General features: G+C 57.6%; 15 protein-coding genes. 8 read left to right on the top strand and 7 right to left on the bottom strand.

The genetic code is table 11. From position 1 onward, the window contains the following. The first annotated feature begins 2 nt into the window (after positions 1-2). The 5 genes from ACUXAC_RS10880 to rmf all read left to right on the top strand — a co-directional run bounded on the left by ACUXAC_RS10880 (position 3) and on the right by rmf (position 5927). Positions 3-1907, top strand: coding sequence for an ABC transporter ATP-binding protein (locus ACUXAC_RS10880; protein ID WP_070913944.1), 1905 nt, complete (start codon positions 3-5; stop codon positions 1905-1907). A 145-nt stretch (positions 1908-2052) separates the two neighbouring features. Next, complete coding sequence (pqiA, locus tag ACUXAC_RS10875) at positions 2053-3297, top strand: membrane integrity-associated transporter subunit PqiA (RefSeq protein WP_454266711.1); 1245 nt, start codon at positions 2053-2055, stop codon at positions 3295-3297. Continuing rightward, entirely contained in the window at positions 3284-4930 is a 1647-nt protein-coding gene (gene pqiB / locus ACUXAC_RS10870) for an intermembrane transport protein PqiB (RefSeq protein ID WP_060440264.1), read from the top strand. Before pqiA ends, pqiB begins: the two co-directional genes overlap by 14 nt. Continuing rightward, positions 4927-5487 carry a membrane integrity-associated transporter subunit PqiC gene (pqiC, locus tag ACUXAC_RS10865; protein WP_049272921.1) on the top strand — a complete coding sequence of 187 codons (561 nt, stop codon included), beginning with the start codon at positions 4927-4929 and terminating at the stop codon, positions 5485-5487. The genes pqiB and pqiC overlap by 4 nt, the downstream gene beginning before the upstream one ends. Positions 5488-5756: 269 nt before the next feature. After that, a complete protein-coding gene (gene rmf, locus ACUXAC_RS10860; RefSeq protein WP_004928150.1) occupies positions 5757-5927 on the top strand; it encodes a ribosome modulation factor in 171 nt (56 codons plus the stop codon). Positions 5928-6243: 316 nt separating this feature from the next. Here rmf and fabA read toward each other — a convergent pair whose 3' ends face one another. Both fabA and ACUXAC_RS10850 read right to left on the bottom strand, forming a co-directional pair. After that, complete coding sequence (gene fabA / locus ACUXAC_RS10855; RefSeq protein WP_049200448.1) at positions 6244-6762, bottom strand: bifunctional 3-hydroxydecanoyl-ACP dehydratase/trans-2-decenoyl-ACP isomerase; 519 nt, start codon at positions 6760-6762, stop codon at positions 6244-6246. Positions 6763-6830: 68 nt separating this feature from the next. Beyond that, on the bottom strand, positions 6831-8579 hold the full coding sequence (locus ACUXAC_RS10850) for an AAA family ATPase (protein WP_387442563.1): 1749 nt from the start codon (positions 8577-8579) through the stop codon (positions 6831-6833). Positions 8580-8789: 210 nt separating this feature from the next. Here ACUXAC_RS10850 and matP point away from each other — a divergent pair, with 210 nt between their 5' ends. Beyond that, entirely contained in the window at positions 8790-9248 is a 459-nt protein-coding gene (gene matP, locus ACUXAC_RS10845; RefSeq protein ID WP_454266653.1) for a macrodomain Ter protein MatP, read from the top strand. Between the two features lie 101 nt (positions 9249-9349). Here the strand turns inward: matP and ompA are convergent, their stop codons facing one another. Continuing rightward, the gene (gene ompA / locus ACUXAC_RS10840) at positions 9350-10429 is read right to left on the bottom strand and encodes a porin OmpA (protein WP_060419786.1); all 1080 of its coding nucleotides are present in this window, start codon (positions 10427-10429) and stop codon (positions 9350-9352) included. 357 nt (positions 10430-10786) lie between these two features. Continuing rightward, the gene (sulA, locus tag ACUXAC_RS10835) at positions 10787-11293 is read right to left on the bottom strand and encodes an SOS-induced cell division inhibitor SulA (RefSeq protein WP_454266652.1); all 507 of its coding nucleotides are present in this window, start codon (positions 11291-11293) and stop codon (positions 10787-10789) included. A 229-nt stretch (positions 11294-11522) separates the two neighbouring features. Here sulA and ACUXAC_RS10830 point away from each other — a divergent pair, with 229 nt between their 5' ends. Then, a complete protein-coding gene (locus ACUXAC_RS10830) occupies positions 11523-12179 on the top strand; it encodes a TfoX/Sxy family DNA transformation protein (protein WP_060419667.1) in 657 nt (218 codons plus the stop codon). A gap of 4 nt (positions 12180-12183) precedes the next feature. Here ACUXAC_RS10830 and yccS read toward each other — a convergent pair whose 3' ends face one another. Beyond that, on the bottom strand, positions 12184-14319 hold the full coding sequence (gene yccS / locus ACUXAC_RS10825) for a YccS family putative transporter (protein ID WP_343179416.1): 2136 nt from the start codon (positions 14317-14319) through the stop codon (positions 12184-12186). 26 nt (positions 14320-14345) lie between these two features. Continuing rightward, the gene (locus ACUXAC_RS10820; protein ID WP_004928120.1) at positions 14346-14798 is read right to left on the bottom strand and encodes a YccF domain-containing protein; all 453 of its coding nucleotides are present in this window, start codon (positions 14796-14798) and stop codon (positions 14346-14348) included. A gap of 166 nt (positions 14799-14964) precedes the next feature. Here ACUXAC_RS10820 and helD point away from each other — a divergent pair, with 166 nt between their 5' ends. Further along, on the top strand, positions 14965-17019 hold the full coding sequence (gene helD / locus ACUXAC_RS10815) for a DNA helicase IV (RefSeq protein WP_343179419.1): 2055 nt from the start codon (positions 14965-14967) through the stop codon (positions 17017-17019). Between the two features lie 33 nt (positions 17020-17052). Here helD and ACUXAC_RS10810 read toward each other — a convergent pair whose 3' ends face one another. Next, positions 17053-17511, bottom strand: a complete 459-nt coding sequence (locus ACUXAC_RS10810; protein WP_060440261.1) for a methylglyoxal synthase — start codon at positions 17509-17511, stop codon at positions 17053-17055. Positions 17512-17547 lie beyond the last annotated feature (36 nt).

Below are 17547 nucleotides of genomic sequence, written 5' to 3'. Positions count from 1 at the left end.
CTATGTCGTTAATCAGCATGTCCGGTGCCTGGCTCTCTTTCAGCGATGCGCCGCTTTTAGACAACACCGAAATTCATATCGAAGACAACGAGCGCGTGTGTCTGGTCGGGCGCAACGGCGCCGGTAAGTCCACGCTGCTGAAGATCCTTGGCAAAGAGATCCCGCTTGACGACGGCCGGGTGATCTACGAACAGGATCTGATCGTGGCGCGCCTGCAACAGGATCCGCCGCGCAATATCGGCGGCAGCGTGTTCGACTTCGTGGCCGAAGGCGTCGCGGAGCAGGCGGAACACCTGAAGGCGTATCATGCGATTTCCCACCTGGTGGAGAGCGATCCGAGCGAGAAAAACCTGGCGCGCATGGCGCAAATCATGGAGATCCTCGACCACCAGGGGCTGTGGCAGCTTGACAGCCGCATCAGCGAAGTGCTGCTGCAGCTGGGGCTGAACGGCGACGCCGAGCTTTCCTCGCTGTCCGGCGGCTGGCTGCGTAAAGCGGCACTGGGCCGCGCGCTGGTGAGCTCGCCGCGCGTGCTGCTGCTCGACGAACCGACCAACCACTTGGATATCGAAACCATCGACTGGCTGGAAGGCTTCCTGAAAGAGTTTGACGGCAGCATCGTCTTCATCTCGCACGACCGTTCGTTTATCCGCAACATGGCGACGCGCATCGTCGATCTGGATCGCGGCAAGCTGGTTTCCTGGCCGGGCAACTACGATCTGTATCTGCAGAGCAAAGAAGAAGCGCTGCGGGTGGAAGAGCTGCAAAACGCCGAGTTCGATCGCAAGCTGGCGCAGGAAGAGGTCTGGATCCGTCAGGGCATCAAAGCGCGCCGTACCCGTAACGAGGGGCGCGTGCGCGCGCTGAAGGCGCTGCGCGTCGAGCGTTCAGAGCGCCGTGAAGTGATGGGCACCGCCAAGATGCAGGTGGAAGAGGCGACCCGCTCCGGCAAAATCGTATTCGAGCTGGAAGACGTCAACTATCAGGTCGGCGAAAAAGTGCTGGTGCGCGGTTTCTCCGCTCAGGTACAGCGCGGCGACAAGATTGCGCTGGTGGGGCCGAACGGCTGTGGCAAAACTACGCTGCTGAAACTGATGCTCGGTCAGCTGAAAGCCGACAGCGGCCGCGTGCACTGCGGCACCAAGCTGGAAGTGGCTTACTTCGACCAGCACCGCGCGGATCTCGATCCGGAGCGCACGGTGATGGACAACCTGGCGGAGGGCAAGCAGGAAGTGATGGTCAACGGCCGTCCTCGTCACGTCTTGGGCTACCTGCAGGACTTCCTGTTCCACCCGAAACGTGCGATGACGCCGGTGAAGGCACTTTCGGGCGGTGAGCGTAACCGCCTGCTGTTGGCTAAGCTGTTTCTGAAACCGAGCAATCTGCTGATCCTCGATGAACCAACCAACGATCTCGACGTCGAAACGCTGGAGCTGCTGGAAGAGCTGATCGACGGCTATCAGGGCACCGTGCTGCTGGTCAGCCACGATCGCCAGTTCGTCGACAACTCGGTGACCGAGTGCTGGATCTTTGAAGGCAACGGCGTGATCAACGCCTTCGTCGGCGGCTATTACGATGCGCATCATCAGCGCGCCACGGCGAAACCGATTCGTCAGGCGGCGCCGAGCGCGAGCAAACCGGCGGCGGAGAAAAAGGCCGAACAGCCGAAGAAAGCGGCGGCCAAGCTGAGTTACAACCTGCTGCGCGAACTGGAACAGCTGCCGCAGCGGCTCGAACAGCTGGAGGCGGAAATCGAAGCGCTGCAGGCGCAGATGAGCGATGCCGACTTCTTCACGCGGCCGCACAGCGAAACGCAAGAAGTGCTGACGGCGCTGGCTAACGCAGAGCAGGAGCTCGAGCAGGCCTTCACCCGTTGGGAAGAGCTGGAAGCGATGAAAAACGGCTGACCGTTGCGATACCGCCCGCGCGCTGCTGCGGGCGGTATCGACGTGCCGGTGAGCAACGTTATTGAGGAGGAATATGGTGTGTTCCCACAACAATCATCAGCAGCATAGTCATTCCGTACCTTCGGCGGAGCAGCAGGATAACCTGATGCTGTGCCCGCAGTGCGACATGCTGGTGGCGCTACCGCCGCTGGCCTATGGCAGCAAAGCGGTATGCCCGCGCTGCAAAACCACGCTCAGCGTCCGCTGGGACGAACCGCGCAAGCGGCCGATCGGTTACGCGCTCAGTGCCTTGTTCATGCTGGTGCTGGCCAACATTTTCCCGTTTATCAACATGCGCGTCGCCGGCCTCGGCAACGAAATCCGGCTGATTCAAATCCCGGAGGTCATGGTGGCGGAAGATTACGCCAGTATGGCCACCTTGTTTATGGTGTTCGTGCAGCTGATCCCGGCGTTTTGCATGGTGGCGATCGTTCTGCTGTGCGCCAAAGTGCGCTTGCCGCTGGGGCTCAAAGAGTGGATGGCCCGGGTGCTGTTCCAGTTCAAAACCTGGTGCATGGTGGAAATTTTCCTCGCCGGGGTGCTGGTCAGCTTCGTCAAGCTGATGGCCTACGGCGATATCGGCATCGGCAGCAGCTTCGTGCCTTATTGCCTGTTCTGCCTGCTGCAGGTGCGCGCCTTCCAGTGCGTGGATCGGCGCTGGCTGTGGCAGGACATCGAACCGGCGCCGCGTCTCGATCGTCCGCTGACGGTGGGGCGCACCGGCATGCGCCAGGGCGTACGCTCCTGCGCCTGCTGCACGGCGATCCTGCCGGCCAATCAGGTACGCTGCCCGCGCTGCCACACCAACGGCTACGTGCGCCGCCGCCACAGCCTGCAGTGGACGCTGGCGCTGCTGGTGACCTCCATCATGCTGTATATCCCGGCCAACCTGATGCCGATCATGGTGACCGAGGCGCTGGGCAACAAGATGAATTCCACCATCATGGCGGGGGTGATCCTGCTGTGGGGGGACGGCTCTTATCCGGTGGCGATGGTGATTTTCATCGCCAGTATCATGGTGCCGTCGCTGAAAATGCTGGCGATCGGCTGGCTGTGCTGGGATGCCAACGGCAGGAAGAAGCCGCGTGCCGACAGCGAGCGGATGCACCTGATTTATGAAGTGGTCGAGTTCGTTGGCCGCTGGTCAATGATCGACGTATTTGTGATCGCCGTATTGTCGGCGCTGGTGCGAATGGGGCAGTTGATGAGCATTTATCCTGCGACGGGCGCCGTGCTGTTCGCGCTGGTGGTGATCCTCACCATGTTCGCCGCCATGACATTTGATCCCCGGCTGACCTGGGATCGCGCAAGTGAAACAATCAACAAGGAGCCGCAAGGTGACGGAAAATAATCATAGCGTCGCAGACGTTGAGAAGATCAAACGCTGGTCGCCGGTGTGGATCATTCCCATCGTGACCGCGCTGATCGGCGCCTGGATCCTGTTTTACCACTTCAGCCATCAGGGGCCGGTGGTGACGCTGGTCACCACGACGGCGGAAGGGCTGGAAGCGGGTAAAACCAAAATCAAAAGCCGCAGCGTGGACGTCGGCGTGGTGGAAACCGTCACGCTGAGCGATGATCTGAGCAAGGTGATGGTGCAAGCGCGTCTCAATTCCGGCATGGAGAAATTGCTGCGTCAGGACTCCGCCTTCTGGGTGGTGAAGCCGCAGATCGGCCGTGAAGGCGTCTCCGGGCTGGGCACGCTGCTGTCCGGCGCTTATATCGAACTGCAGCCGGGCAGCAAGGGCAAAGACGGCAAAGACAACTATCAGCTGCTCGACGCGCCGCCGCTGGCCTCCCCGGACGCCAAGGGGCTGCGCATCGTGCTGGACAGCGAGAAATCGGGCCAGCTCAACGCCGGCGATCCGGTGCTGTTCCGCGGCTATCGCGTCGGGTCGGTGGAAACCAGCTACTTCGATCCTAAAGAACGCGCCATGCGCTATCAGCTGTTCATCACCGCGCCTTACGACCAGCTGGTCACCACCAACGTACGCTTCTGGAAAGACAGCGGCGTGGCGTTCGACATGTCGGCGCAGGGCATGCGGGTGGAGATGGGATCGCTGACTACCCTGTTCAGCGGCGGCGTCAGCTTCGACGTGCCGGACGGCTGGGATCGCGGTGAACTGGCGAAAGAGAAGGCGGAGTACCAGCTGTTCGACAACCAGCGCAGCACGCAGGATTCGCTGTATACCGTGCATAAGGATTACCTGCTGTTCTTCTCCGATTCGGTACGCGGCCTGCAGCCGGGCGCTCCGGTCGAATTCCGCGGCATCCGCCTGGGCACGGTGGCTCAGGTGCCGTTCTACAAAGAGGGCATGGCGCAGCGTCTGGATAACGACTACCGCATTCCGGTGCTGATCCGCATCGAGCCGGATCGCTTCCAGAAACAGCTGGGCGGTAATTTCGATATCGAAGGGCACTTGAAAGACGCCGAGTCCCGCGGCATGCGCGCCTCGATGAAGTCCGCCAACCTGCTGACCGGTTCGCTGTATATCGATCTCGACTTCTATCCGCAGGAGAAACCGTGGAAAGGGCCGCGCGAGCTGTTCGGTTATCCGCTGATGCCGACCACCAGCGGCGGGCTGGCGCAGATCCAGCAGAAACTGATGCAGACGCTGGACAAGATCAACGCGATGCCGATCAATCCGATGATCAACGAGGCGACGAAGACGCTGGCGGAAAGCCAGAAAACCATGAAGTCGACGCAGCAGACCATGAAGTCGTTGAACGACATCATCGCCAGCAAAGAGATGCAGGCGCTGCCGCAGGACATGCAGAAAACGCTGCTGGAGCTGAACCGCAGCATGAAAGGGTTCCAGCCTGGTTCACCGGCTTACAACAAGATGGTGGGCGATATGCAGCGCCTCGACCAGGTGTTGCGTGAGCTGCAACCGGTGCTGCGCACCCTGAATGAGAAGAGCAACGCGCTGGTGTTTGAAGCCGCCGGCAGCACTGACCCTCAGCCGAAGAAGGCCACGAAATGATGAAATGGATCCCGGTAGCCCTGGCGCTGTTGCTCAGCGCCTGCAGCAGTTCGCCACAGAAGACCTACTATCAGTTGCCGGCGCTGGGTGCGCCGGCCGCTGCCAGCAGCAGCGGCGCTTCCACGCGCCAGCTGTGGCTGGAGCACGTGAGTGTGGCGGATTATCTGGCGCAGAGCGGCGTGGTGTATCAAACCAACGACGTACAGTATGTGATAGCCCAGAACAACCTGTGGGCCAGCCCGCTCGACCAGCAGCTGCAGCAAACGCTGGTCACCAACCTGAGCAGCGCGCTGCCAGGCTGGGTGGTTTCTTCGCAACCGATGAGCAGCGATCAGGATGTGCTGAACGTGACCATCAGCGGTTTCCATGGCCGCTTTGACGGCAAGGCGATCGTTCGCGGCGAGTGGGTGCTGAACCGCCAGGGGCGCTTGATCAAACGGCCTTTCAGCCTGGAGTTGAAACAGGGTGAGGACGGCTATGATGCCCTGGTGCGCACGCTGGCGCAGGGCTGGCAGCAGGAAGCCCAGGCTATCGCAGCACAGATGGGCGGCATTTAGTCATAATTTGGTCTAAAATCGTCTAATCCCTGTCAGCGTGAAAAGTCTTTTTTCTCCCTGGCAGGGATTTCTTTTTCATTTCAAAAAGTTAAACCCTTTCCCGGCAGATCAGCCACTTAGCACTTTCCTCGGGCGTAGCTCACAAATATGACATTGGCGTGAATTTTGCGCATTGATCTTCTCTTCTTTTAGCGCTATTGATAACTCGTGGCTGCGCAAAAAGCAGCCATTGTTTTCTTTCCACCAGACCAAAATGAGGGAAACGAGGCATGAAGAGACAGAAACGCGATCGTCTGGAAAGGGCGCATTCGAGAGGGTATCAGGCAGGTATTTTAGGGCGTTCCAGGGAACATTGTCCCTACCAATCATCAGTGGACGCCCGGTCTCAATGGCTGGGAGGTTGGCGAGAAGCCATGGAAGACAGGGCTGTGACCGCTTAAGCGGCTCCCTGTCAAATAAAAGGAATAACCTCCGCCTTTGGCGGAGGTTTTTGTTTGTGGCCTCCGAGGTGGCATCACCCAGGGCGCTCTCAGCGGGGTTATTGCTTCGCGCTGGCCTGACGAGGAGCGAGAAAGCGTGATTCATATAGACGGGGTACGCTTTAGGCGCTCTGGCGGTGGGTAAACAGGAGATCCTTAAAGGGAGGGCGGAGGCGGTGCAAGGCATTGAGGGATAAAAGAAATGCCGCCACGAGAGACGTGACGGCATGCGCGATCGTTGGAAAAGAAGGCGGTGGCCGTCTTCTCGTCAGCGTGATTAGAACGCTGCGGTATCCTTGAACAGGCCCACTTTCAGATCGGTAGCGGTATAGATCACTTCGCCGTCAACCAGCACTTCGCCATCGGCGACGCCCATGATCAGCTTGCGGGTGATAACGCGCTTGAAGTTAATGCGGTAAGTCACCTTCTTGGCGGTTGGCAGCACCTGGCCGGTGAACTTGACTTCACCGACGCCCAGCGCGCGGCCTTTGCCTTCGCCGCCCAGCCAACCGAGGTAGAAACCGACCAACTGCCACATGGCATCCAGGCCCAGGCAACCAGGCATGACCGGATCGCCGATAAAGTGGCAACCGAAGAACCATAGGTCCGGATTAATATCCAGCTCCGCTTCCACATAACCTTTGTTGTGAGTCCCGCCGTCTTCGCTCATTTTGACCACGCGGTCCATCATCAACATGTTACCTGCCGGCAACGGTGGGCCACCGGCGCCGAACAGCTCGCCACGGCCGGATGCTTCGAGGTCTTCTTTCGTATAGGAATCGCGTTTATCTACCATGTTCTCAGTAAGCCTTATTTTAATGAAGGACGCAGGTTAGCTAACACGTGTACGCTGAACAAGTCCGATCAGCCGTGGTTGAACCAGTTGAGCCAGCGCAGCGGCCATGGACGACGGCGTTCCTGCAGGCTCACCTGCGCAATCCGTTCCTGAATGGCCGCCAACAAATTCGGCTGTTGTTCATCAGAGTAGAGGCAACCTGTAAGCAAAGGCAAGGCTTCCGCCGCGCTCTCTACCGCCCACAGATGGAATTGCCCCTCGCGTACCGCGTCGACGACATCTTGACGCAGGCACAGGTGGCGCACGTTGGTCACGGGCAATACGACGCCCTGTTTGCCCGTCAGGCCGCGGCGTAAACAAACTTCGAAGAAACCTTCGACCTTTTCGTTAACGCCGCCTATCGGCTGTACGTTGCCGAATTGGTCGACGGAGCCGGTGACGGCGATCTGCTGTGTGATTGGCTGCTGCGACAGAGCGCTGACCAAGGCGCACAGCTCGGCGAGCGAGGCGCTGTCGCCGTCCACTTCACCGTAAGATTGTTCAAAGACGATGGAAGCGGAGAAGGGCAACTGCTGATCCAAATCCAGTTCGGCGATAAGGAACGCCTGCATGATCATCATGCCTTTAGCATGCAGGTTGCCGCCCAGCTCGGCTTTGCGCTCGACGTCGGTAAACTCGCCGTCGCCAAGATGCACGACGCAGCTGATGCGCGAGGGCTCGCCGAAGCTGCGTGGATGGCCGGGATAGTCCAGGACTGACAGGCCGTTGATCTGCCCGACCACTTCACCCTCGGTCTCAATCAGGATCTGGCCCAGCTCAATCTCATCCTGCATACGCTCAGCCAGATAGCTTTCACGCCATTCGCGGGCATTCAACGCTGCCTCAAACGCTTTGGCGGTAATGCGCTCCTCTTCGGCATACAGTGCGGCCTCGGACAGCTGCTGGCCAAGCCAAACAGGCGAGAGTGGCAGGATGCCCTGATCGCCGGTGTAACGCACAGCCTGGACGATCAGCGGCGACCAGGCGTCGGCCGCTAACATCGGCAACTGCCGATCGGCAATCACGCCGTTGACGTAGCCGCACCACTGCGCCATATCATCGACTTCGGTCAGCTGCAGATCGTCTTCGTATTCGCCGTAGACCGCTTGTTCGCTCAGTTCCGGCTCGATATCGTGGAAATCGGCCAGGCCGTGACGGTCGCCGACCACAATCAGCCGCAGGTCCAGCGGCATCGGTGGAATGGCTACCGGCAGCGGGCGGGTTTCGTCTGGCGAAACCCAATGGAACTGGCGCTGGCCGATCATCTGCTTCAGCCGCAGCCATAGCAATGGCTGAGCCAGCAGCGCCCGAGCCGACAGGATCAGGACGCCGCCGTTGGCCTGGTGCACCAGACCCGGTTGCAGGGTAATGTCGCCATTGTGGATCCGTACGCAACCAAACAGCTGCTCCGGTTCAATCCACTCCTGGAACAGACAAGCACCGCCGGCGGCGAAAGGCTCATCGCCACGGCTGGCCGGCTCTATGCTGACCTTGCCATCCTGAATGGCATAGTGGCTGCCGCGGCATGCCGTATTCTTAGCCAGCAGTGGCGTGACGGCGTGAGCGATCAGTTCCAGGTACTCTCGCGTTTCTTGCGCTTTCAACAGCATGAAACGCGGTGGCGATTGAGGATGGCAAAATAGCGTCAGGGCATTTTCCAGCCGAGGCTGAATGGCGGAAAAGGGCACGGGTGCCAACTGAGCGGCGGTATCAAATATCGCCTGATAAGGCGTTACGTCCGGCAATAAAGATTGCCATTCAAGTCGGTTATTGGTCAAAGTGTTAGATGCAATCGTTAAAAAGGGAAAGGGCGATTATACAAGAATAACGGCGGCTTGATACATGTGGAGTGCCAGTTGGCGTCAGGGAGTTTGACATCGCGCGATGACTGTGCAAAAAACAGTCTAAAAGACGGCTTAATTGCCGGGGAAATTCGGCGCAAAGCTGTTATGCTTATTTGAAGTTACGCGGTCACTGAAGAGCTCAAGATGAAATATCAGCAACTGGAAAATCTGGAGAGCGGTTGGAAATGGAAGTACCTGGTGAAGAAGCACCGGGAAGGGGAACTTATTACCCGCTACATTGAAAACAGCGCTGCTCAGGAGGCGGTTAACGAGCTGCTGAAGCTGGAAAATGAGCCGGTCAAGGTACTTGCATGGATTGCCGCTCATATGAATCCGGAGCTGGATAACCGGATGAAACAAACGATCCGCGCCCGCCGCAAACGTCATTTTAACGCAGAACACCAGCATACGCGTAAAAAATCTATCGATCTGGAGTTTTTGGTTTGGCAACGCTTGGCTGCCCTGGCGCGCCGTCGTGGCGTCACGCTGTCGGAAACGGTTGTGCAGCTTATCGAAGATGCTGAGCGCAAAGAGAAGTATGCGAATCAGATGTCGTCGTTGAAAGAAGATTTGAAGGCGATTCTCGATAAAGAACCTAAGTAAACGGGGCAGAGCGCCTTAGTTACACTGGGTCTTGAATGTTCTGATAACAGCAGGACGAAAAAAAACCCCGCAATGCGGGGTTTTTTATTAGGCGAGTAAACTTAGCCCTGAGGCTGAGTTACAACGTCTTTGATACCTTTAACTTCGATCTCTACGCGACGATCTGGTGCCAGGCAGTCGATCTGAGCTTTGGTAGCGCGGCCAGCTTTGTAGCCACAGGTGTTGCCAGTAACTGGATCAGCTTTGCCCATGCCACGTGCAGAGATTTTGTCTGACGGGATGCCTTTGGAGACCAGGTAGTCAACAACGCTTTGTGCGCGTTTTTCAGACAGTTTCTGGTTGTACTGAGCAGAACCAACGGCGTCGGTGTAACCCAGAACAACTACGGAACCGTCTTTAGGATCCATAGAGCTCAGCTGGGAGTACAGCTGATCCAGAGCCTGCTGACCTTGTGGCTTCAGAGTTGCTTTGTTGAAGTTGAACAGCACGTCAGACTTCAGAGTGAAACGCTTGGTTTCAACAACTGGAGCCGGAGCTGGAGCTGGAGCAACTGGAGCAACTACGTCATCCTGACCGAAGCGATAAGAAACGCCCAGGCTCAGCATGGTGTTGTCTGGACGTGCGCCAACGGTACCTGCGTCACCGATGTTGCTTACGAACTGGTAGTCCAGGCGGGTAGCCCAGTTTTTGGTCAGTGCGTATTCAACACCAACAGCAGCCAGCGGAGAAACGCCGGTGTCGTGGTCGCTCAGGCGAGTGCCGTTGCCGTAGTTAGCTTTGGAGTCTGCACGCCATACCATACCACCCAGACGAGTGTAGATGTCCAGATCGTCAGCAATTGGGTAGCTCAGTTTAGCGGCCAGTTGAACGCCCTGCGCTTTGAAAGCACCGTTGTTCACGCTGCCTTTGTAAGGCATACGGCCGAGCCAGTCATAGCCCAGTTCGAAGCCCAGGTATTGGTTTGCCTGGTAGCCCAGGAACGCGCCGGCACCCAGCTGATCTTTGTGGGTTGGACCGTTGCCGATACCGTTCTGGTAACCGTTACCGTAGAAACCAGTGTCGTGGTACTGGGACCAGCCCAGTTTAGCACCGGTGTACCAGGTGTTATCTTTTGGAGCGGCTTGCGCTACGGTAGCGAAACCTGCCAGTGCCACTGCTAATGCGATAGCTGTCTTTTTCATTTTGCGCCTCGTTATCATCCAAATAGGCAATGAGCTTTAAAGCTGTTTTAAGCCCTTGGTTAAATTCCTTCGCCAAGGTTTAAGCCCTCGTTTGTTACTCGCCAGTTTTTCTGACGTTATAGAGCAACCTTGGCGATGTAAAGTCTACAACGTGGCGCGAAAGTTACAAGTGTGATGTGATAAGGCTCTAAAAAAAAACGCGGAATCGTACATATTTGCTAACATTCTTAGCCTAAAAAAACGGCGATTCATCGGGCGTTTTTGCTTGGCAAACCGCAGCCGGACTAGCTTTGTGCCTTATCCCGCAAAGGTTCCCTCTACGGGGTGCGAAAATGATGGGAAAAATCCTAAATTTACTTAATGATACAAAGAAGAGTGAATTTTTAGGGTGGAACAGTGTCCGTGAGTCGGGTCAATGTCACGTTGAGGACGCATGATAAACCCGTAGGCATTACCCAATTCTGCCGCACGTCTTAATTTTAGACGATCCTCCTCCGTTAGCTCGGGCAACCAGCCGAGAACCACGCTGTAGTTCCCCGTTTGCAGCGCTTTTTCCATTGCCTCAACCGTATTCACCGGGCTGATTTGGCTCAACTGCACCATTTTATCCACCGGCAGGCCGGATTGCTGCAGCCATTGCTTGCTTAACTTTTGCTGCGGCGTCAGCCACAGAAGCCAGCGAGACTGCTTGCCCAGTTGCTGCAGCAGGGGCAACAGCAGTTGAGCCACTGCGGGCTGGCGCTCGTTGTAAACAAGTTCACTGATCAAGCCATTCTCTTTGCCGACATTTGTGTTCTTCGCAACGCTGTTCGCGGTAAAAGAGCCATGGCTAAAATGAGGTTGGTAGGGTGATTGAGTACGCATAAAGTTCCCGCCCGTCGTGTTACTGTATGTTTATACAGTATCCCTGATTTCGGATAAGATCAACCCAAATTTTCGTAGCGGCTCGCATAATTGCGATCATTTTTTGTACCGGTGTTTTTTGTGATTGGCATGCAGACGGATAGTGCGTATTTTTCTAATTAGTTGTTCACGTTACTTTTTTCATTGATGAGAGAAATAATACGACCGGAACCTAAAAAGGAGGAACGCTATGAAAAGGATGTCGACGAGAAGAATCACGCAGGCTAAAAGTTGCTTCGCGGCGCTGGGCACCATCACCACGCGATCACAGTTTGGCGGCTATGGGCTGTTGGCTGAGGGGGTGATGTTTGCAGTGATAGCGGAAGGCGAGCTGTATTTGCGGGCTACGGCGAGCATGGAACCGGCCTTTCGCGCTCGGGGCATGGTCAATATGGTCTATTCCAAGCGCGGAGTGCCCATCACTTTGCGCTATTACTGGGTTGACGAGTCCCTGTGGCGGGAACGTAACGAATTGGTGGGGCTGGCTTGGCAAGCTGTCAGGGAGGCCCGTCGGGAACAGCGGCTCAAGGCCGGCGACCACGGCAGATTGAAGGCGCTGCCGAATATAGATGTCAATATGGAGCGGCTGTTGTGGCGAGCGGGTATCCGCAACGCCTATGACCTGCGGTTGCAGGGCGCGAAACGCAGCTATCTTAGCCTGCTGCAACAACAGACCAATCTGGGATTGCGAGTCCTGTTGTCGCTGGGCGGTGCGATAGCCGGTTATCATCAGGCGGCATTACCGGCTGAATTGCATAACGAATTGGTGCGCTGGTTCGATCATATGATGGCGATGCGCCGCCATGGACATGAGCCGGTGATTCAGGGCCCGTCGAGCGGGCCCTGAATAATTAGACTGTCTTATTGATTTGGGTGTGCAGCGCGGTGAGTTCCGGCAGAAGTTCGAGCACCAGACCCACCTGCTGCAAAACCAGCTGTTCTTTGCTTTCAGGTTCCGGAACGGCTTGGCGAATACGCTCCGCCAGCTGTTCCAGCGCCTGAGCAATGCGCTGGCTGTTCTGTTCTTCCTGATGCAGGGCGCCGTCCACGTAACACACGGCATCATTGAGCAGGTCGAGCGTGGCAGGGGTATTCAGCCGCTCGCGGTGCGCACCCAACGCCGAGATATAACTCAGGAGTGTGTGGTTCAGGCAGAGCAGGCGGAAGGCGGCTTCCTGCAGCGCCTTGTCGGCCTTGGGATCGGCGGACATGTTGGAGATGACCGAAGCCAGCTCGGCATCGCTGTTGTGGGCATCTCGCCGCGCAATGCGGTAGGCGAGGCCGTTATCCTTACCCTGGTGGTATTGCACCAGAATGGCGTCCAGATAACGGCAGTTGGCATTCAGCGTTTTATCCACCACCGCCGGCAGTTGGCGGAACTTCCAGTCCGGCCAGATAAAGCTGACTGCCGCCCAGGCGATGGCGCAGCCCAGCAAGGTATCGTAAACGCGCGGAGCTGCCACTTCGAATCCTTCACCCAACAGGTTAAAGCACAACAGCACCAGCAGCGTGATGAACATCGTCGCGTGCGCATATTGTACGGTGCGGAAAGCGAAGAACAGAACGCCGGTGATGACGATCAACACCAGCTGTCCTTCCAGTGAAGGCACGAAATAGAGGATTGGCAGGCCGATAAGAATACCGGCTAGGGTGCCGATGATGCGCAATGCCAGGCGTCGGCGGGTGGCACTGTAGTTCGGTTGGCAGACGAACAGGCTGGTCAACAGGATCCAGTAACCGTGCTGCATGCCGGTGAATTGAATGAAGGCGTAACCCACGCACAGCACCACCGACATGCGGATCGCGTGGCGAAACAGGGCCGACTGGGGCGTCAAATGGCGGCTGATGCGCAGCCGGATATCGCTCCAGCCGGTTAAGCGGTCATCGGCCAGGCTGTTCTCTTCCGCTTGCCCGCTGGCCAGCGTCTGCTCTGATTCGATATTGGCCAGCTGCGCATCGATCGCATGCAGGTTTTTCAACAGATGCGCCAGCGCCTTGGTCTGCTCGGTATTGCCCTGGGTTTCGGCGATGCGCGCCAATGCCTCCTGAATGCGGCTGAAAGCCGGTTCAAAGCGCGGGTTGTGCTGGTACTTTTGCCGCAGCAGGATCGATTGCGCCAATTGGCGGCAGGCGCGCGCCTGCATGCTCAGCAAACGCTGGAAGCGGAACAAAATGTCGCTGTGGCGGAATTGCCGGCTGAGTGCGTGGTACTGAACGTGGGAAGAGCTGGCGCGTTCGTGGATATCCTGCGCGACAAAATAGTAGTGCAAGGTGCGGCGGGTGCCACGCTGGCCGCGATCGCCTTTCAGGCGCGTCAGCAGCGAGGCTTTGGTTTGGTTAAGCAACGCGACCAGGGCGCTGTTGGCCATCGCGACATCCATCCAGGGCAGATCGGCGTCGCGCTCGGCATCGGGATCGAACAGATTGGCTTTGGCATCCAGATAGTTGGCCAACTGATCGTAGCAGCGCGCCAGGTTCTCTTGCAGCGGCCGGATAGGGAACAGCAGGTGGCCCGCCAGCGTCAGCAGGTTGTACCACAGTGCGCCGATCACCAACAGCAGCGGCTGCTGATACCAGGCATCGTACATGGCGGTGCCGAGCATGGTATAAACCGCGATCAGCAGCGCGCCGAAGGCGATGGTGGCGTAACGTTGCCCCAAGGCACCGAGCAGGATAAAACCGCAGGTCGACGTGGTTAAGCCAAGGGCGAACAACCAGGGGTAGGGGAACAGCAGCTCGATTGAAGCAGAGGCGACAAAGAAGCACACCAGCGTGATCAGCAGGTTGCGTAACCTGCCGGCCAGGCGGTCATCCAAATCAGTCAGGGCCGCCGCCACGACGCCCAGCGTTAGCGGGATGGTCAGCTTGGGAATGCCCAACCACCAGGGAACGGCGGTGGTGCCGATCAGCGCAATAAGGATGCGCAGGTGATACAGCAGGTTGCTGTTGTAGGTATAACGACGAACTGCGGGTGCAAAAGAGAGCACGAAAAACTCCTCAAACGGAGAAAAAATTAACGCTGATGATAGTGGCGGCGAGCATTCTCAATACGCGCTTGCTGGGCCATTTCTACCGAGACGACGCGGCGCCCCACCGGCCACAGCGCGATGGCGGCAATTTTGAAATTGGCGATGCCGACCGGAATACCGATGATCGAAACGCACTGCACGATGCCGGCGGCGATGTGTGACAGGCATAGCCACCAGCCGAACAGCACCAACCAGATAATGTTGAGCAGCGAACCGCCGGCGGAGAGCAGCGCATTGCTTTTTTCCGGGTAGAGTTCATCGACGTGAATTGCCTCATTGCCGAAAGGCACCAGCGACAGCTTGGTGATTTCCCAGCAGGAGCGGGTGAGCGGCAGCGTGATGACCAGCAGCACGCTGAACACCGTGGCGATGAGCCAACCCAGCGTGGTGAAGAAACCGCCCAACACAAAATTAAGAATATTCAGTACAGTACGCATAGACGTCATTCTGCTCTAATGATGGCCAAACCGCGATGCGGGCGTATTCACGATAAAAACGCAAAATCTATTCTACCCTTTTTTTAGCGCTAGAGTGCCACTGCTTATCACAGGTAAACTGGCAGATATCCGTTATTTAATCTCAACATAGTCATGGCGCGACGATATGGAACTTAAAGCGACATTGCTGGGGAAACACCTGGCTCAGCACCCTTATAACCGCGTGCGGTTGCTGCACGCCGGCGTTGAGGTGAGCGGGGAAAAACATGAATATCTGATCCCCTTCAATCAATTGATTCAGGTCAGGTGCAAGCGCGGCATCGTCTGGGGCGAGCTGGAATTTGAATTGCCGGACGAAAAAGTGGTGCGGCTGCACGGCACCGAATGGCAGGAAACGCAGCGTTTTCATCATTATCTGCAGCAGGCCTGGCAGCAGTGGAGCGCAGAAATGAGCGAGGTCAGCGCTGGCGTGTTGCAACAGCAGGTGGCGCAGATCCAGCGCATCGAGCAGCAAGACAAATGGTTTAAAAAGTCTGAGCTGGGCAAGCTGCAGCAGCAAATCCACGAGGCTTTCTCCGCGTTGCCGATGCCGGTGGCGCGTCTGGATGAGTTTGATAACTGCCGGGCTGATTATCATCTGTGTCTGCAATGGCTGCAGCAGGGGCTGCGCAGCGTCGAACAACGCAACCGGCAGTGGACCGAGCGCATGCTGGAGCAACATCACAACTTCTTCCAGACCGTCGAGAGTTCACCGCTCAATGACTCTCAGAGCCGTGCGGTGGTCAACGGCGAGGATTCCGTTCTGGTATTGGCGGGGGCCGGCAGCGGCAAAACGTCGGTGCTGGTGGCGCGCGCCGGCTGGCTGCTGCGCCGTCAGGAGGCGGAGCCGGGCCAAATTTTGCTGTTGGCGTTCGGCCGTCAGGCAGCGAGTGAGATGAATGATCGCATCAAAGCGCGTTTGGGCGATGTCGGCATTCAGGCCAAGACATTCCATGCATTGGCGCTGCAGATCATTCAACAGGGCAGCCGCAAAGCCCCGGCCATCAGCCGATTGGAAACCGATGCCAAAGCGCGCAAAGCGTTGCTGATTACCCATTGGCGACAACAGTGCGCAGAGAAAAAAGCCCAGGCCAAGGGGTGGCGTCAATGGTTGAGCGACGAACTGGAATGGGAAGTGCCGGAAGGCGACTTTTGGCAGGATCAACGCCTGGCGGATCGGCTGGCGGGCCGCTTGGAACGCTGGCTGGGGCTGATGCGCATGCACGGCGGCAGCCAGGCGGAAATGATTGAGCAGGCGGATGAAGAAATCCGCGATCTGTTTTCAAAACGCATCCGGCTGATGGCACCGCTGCTGAAAGCCTGGAAAAGCGCCTTGAAAGAGGAAGGGGCGGTGGACTTCTCCGGTCTGATCCATCAGGCGGTCAATATTCTCGACAAGGGGCGCTTTGTCAGCCCGTGGAAACATATTCTGGTCGATGAGTTTCAGGATATCTCGCCGCAGCGTGCGCTGTTGCTGGCGGCGCTGCGTCGACAAAACAAACAGACCTGCCTGTTTGCGGTGGGGGATGACTGGCAGGCGATTTATCGCTTCAGCGGCGCAGAGTTGACGTTAACCACGGCGTTCACCACTCACTTCGGTGAAGGGGCGCAGTGCGCGCTGGACACCACTTATCGCTTTAATGAACGTATCGGTGAGGTAGCCAACCGGTTCGTGCAGCAGAACCCGCACCAGTTGAAAAAACCGCTCAACAGCCTGAGCAAGGGCAATAAAAAGTCGGTGGCGATCCTGCCGCACGAGCAGCTGGAGCCCTTGCTGGATAAACTGAGCGGCTATGCCAAGCCGGACGAGCGTATCTTGGTACTGGCGCGCTACCATCATCTGAAACCGGAAGCGCTGGCGAAAGCGGCCACCCGCTGGCCCAAGCTGGATCTGGAGTTTATGACCATCCACGCCAGCAAGGGGCAGCAGGCGGAATACGTCATCATCGCCGGTTTGCATGACGGGCGTGACGGTTTCCCGGCCGTGGCGCGCGAGTCGGTGTTGGAAGAGGTGCTGCTGCCACAGCCGGAGGATTTTCCGGATGCCGAAGAGCGCCGCCTGCTGTATGTCGCATTGACTCGCGCCAAACACCAGGTCTGGCTGTTGCAGGATCGTGAACGCCCTTCGGTGTTCGTCGAACAGCTGCAAGATCTTGGCGTACCGGTGCAGAAAAAACCGTAGGCATCAGGCCTGGCGGTAGCCAGGCCGCGAGGACTATTTCAGGCGCTCTTGCAGATAGCGCTGATAGTCGGGGATGGCGATCTCCACCTCGCTTTTGAACAGCGGAGAGTCGATCAGAAAGTCCGCGGTCGAGCGGTTGGTGGCCACCGGGATATTCCATACGGTCGCCAGCCGCAGAAGCGCCTTCACGTCCGGATCGTGCGGTACCGCGTTCAGCGGATCCCAGAAGAAGATCAGCATGTCTATCTTGCCTTCCGCAATCAATGCGCCAACCTGCTGATCACCCCCCATGGGGCCACTCAGCATGCTGGTGACCGGAATGCCGCTGGCGCGCTGGATCAGGTTACCGGTGGTGCCGGTGGCGTACAGCTGGTGCTGCGCCAAAATGCTCTTGTGGCTCTCTACCCACTCCAACAGGGCCTGTTTGCGGTGATCGTGCGCCACCAGCGCAATGTGTTTGCGCGCGGCGATAGTGCGGGTGGTCAATTCCATCTCGGTGTCCTTCGCTAATCGGGGATGTGCGACAGA

The organism is Serratia sp. 121840015-1 (genome assembly GCF_053627655.1).
This window is presented reverse-complemented; position numbering and strand designations above follow the sequence as displayed.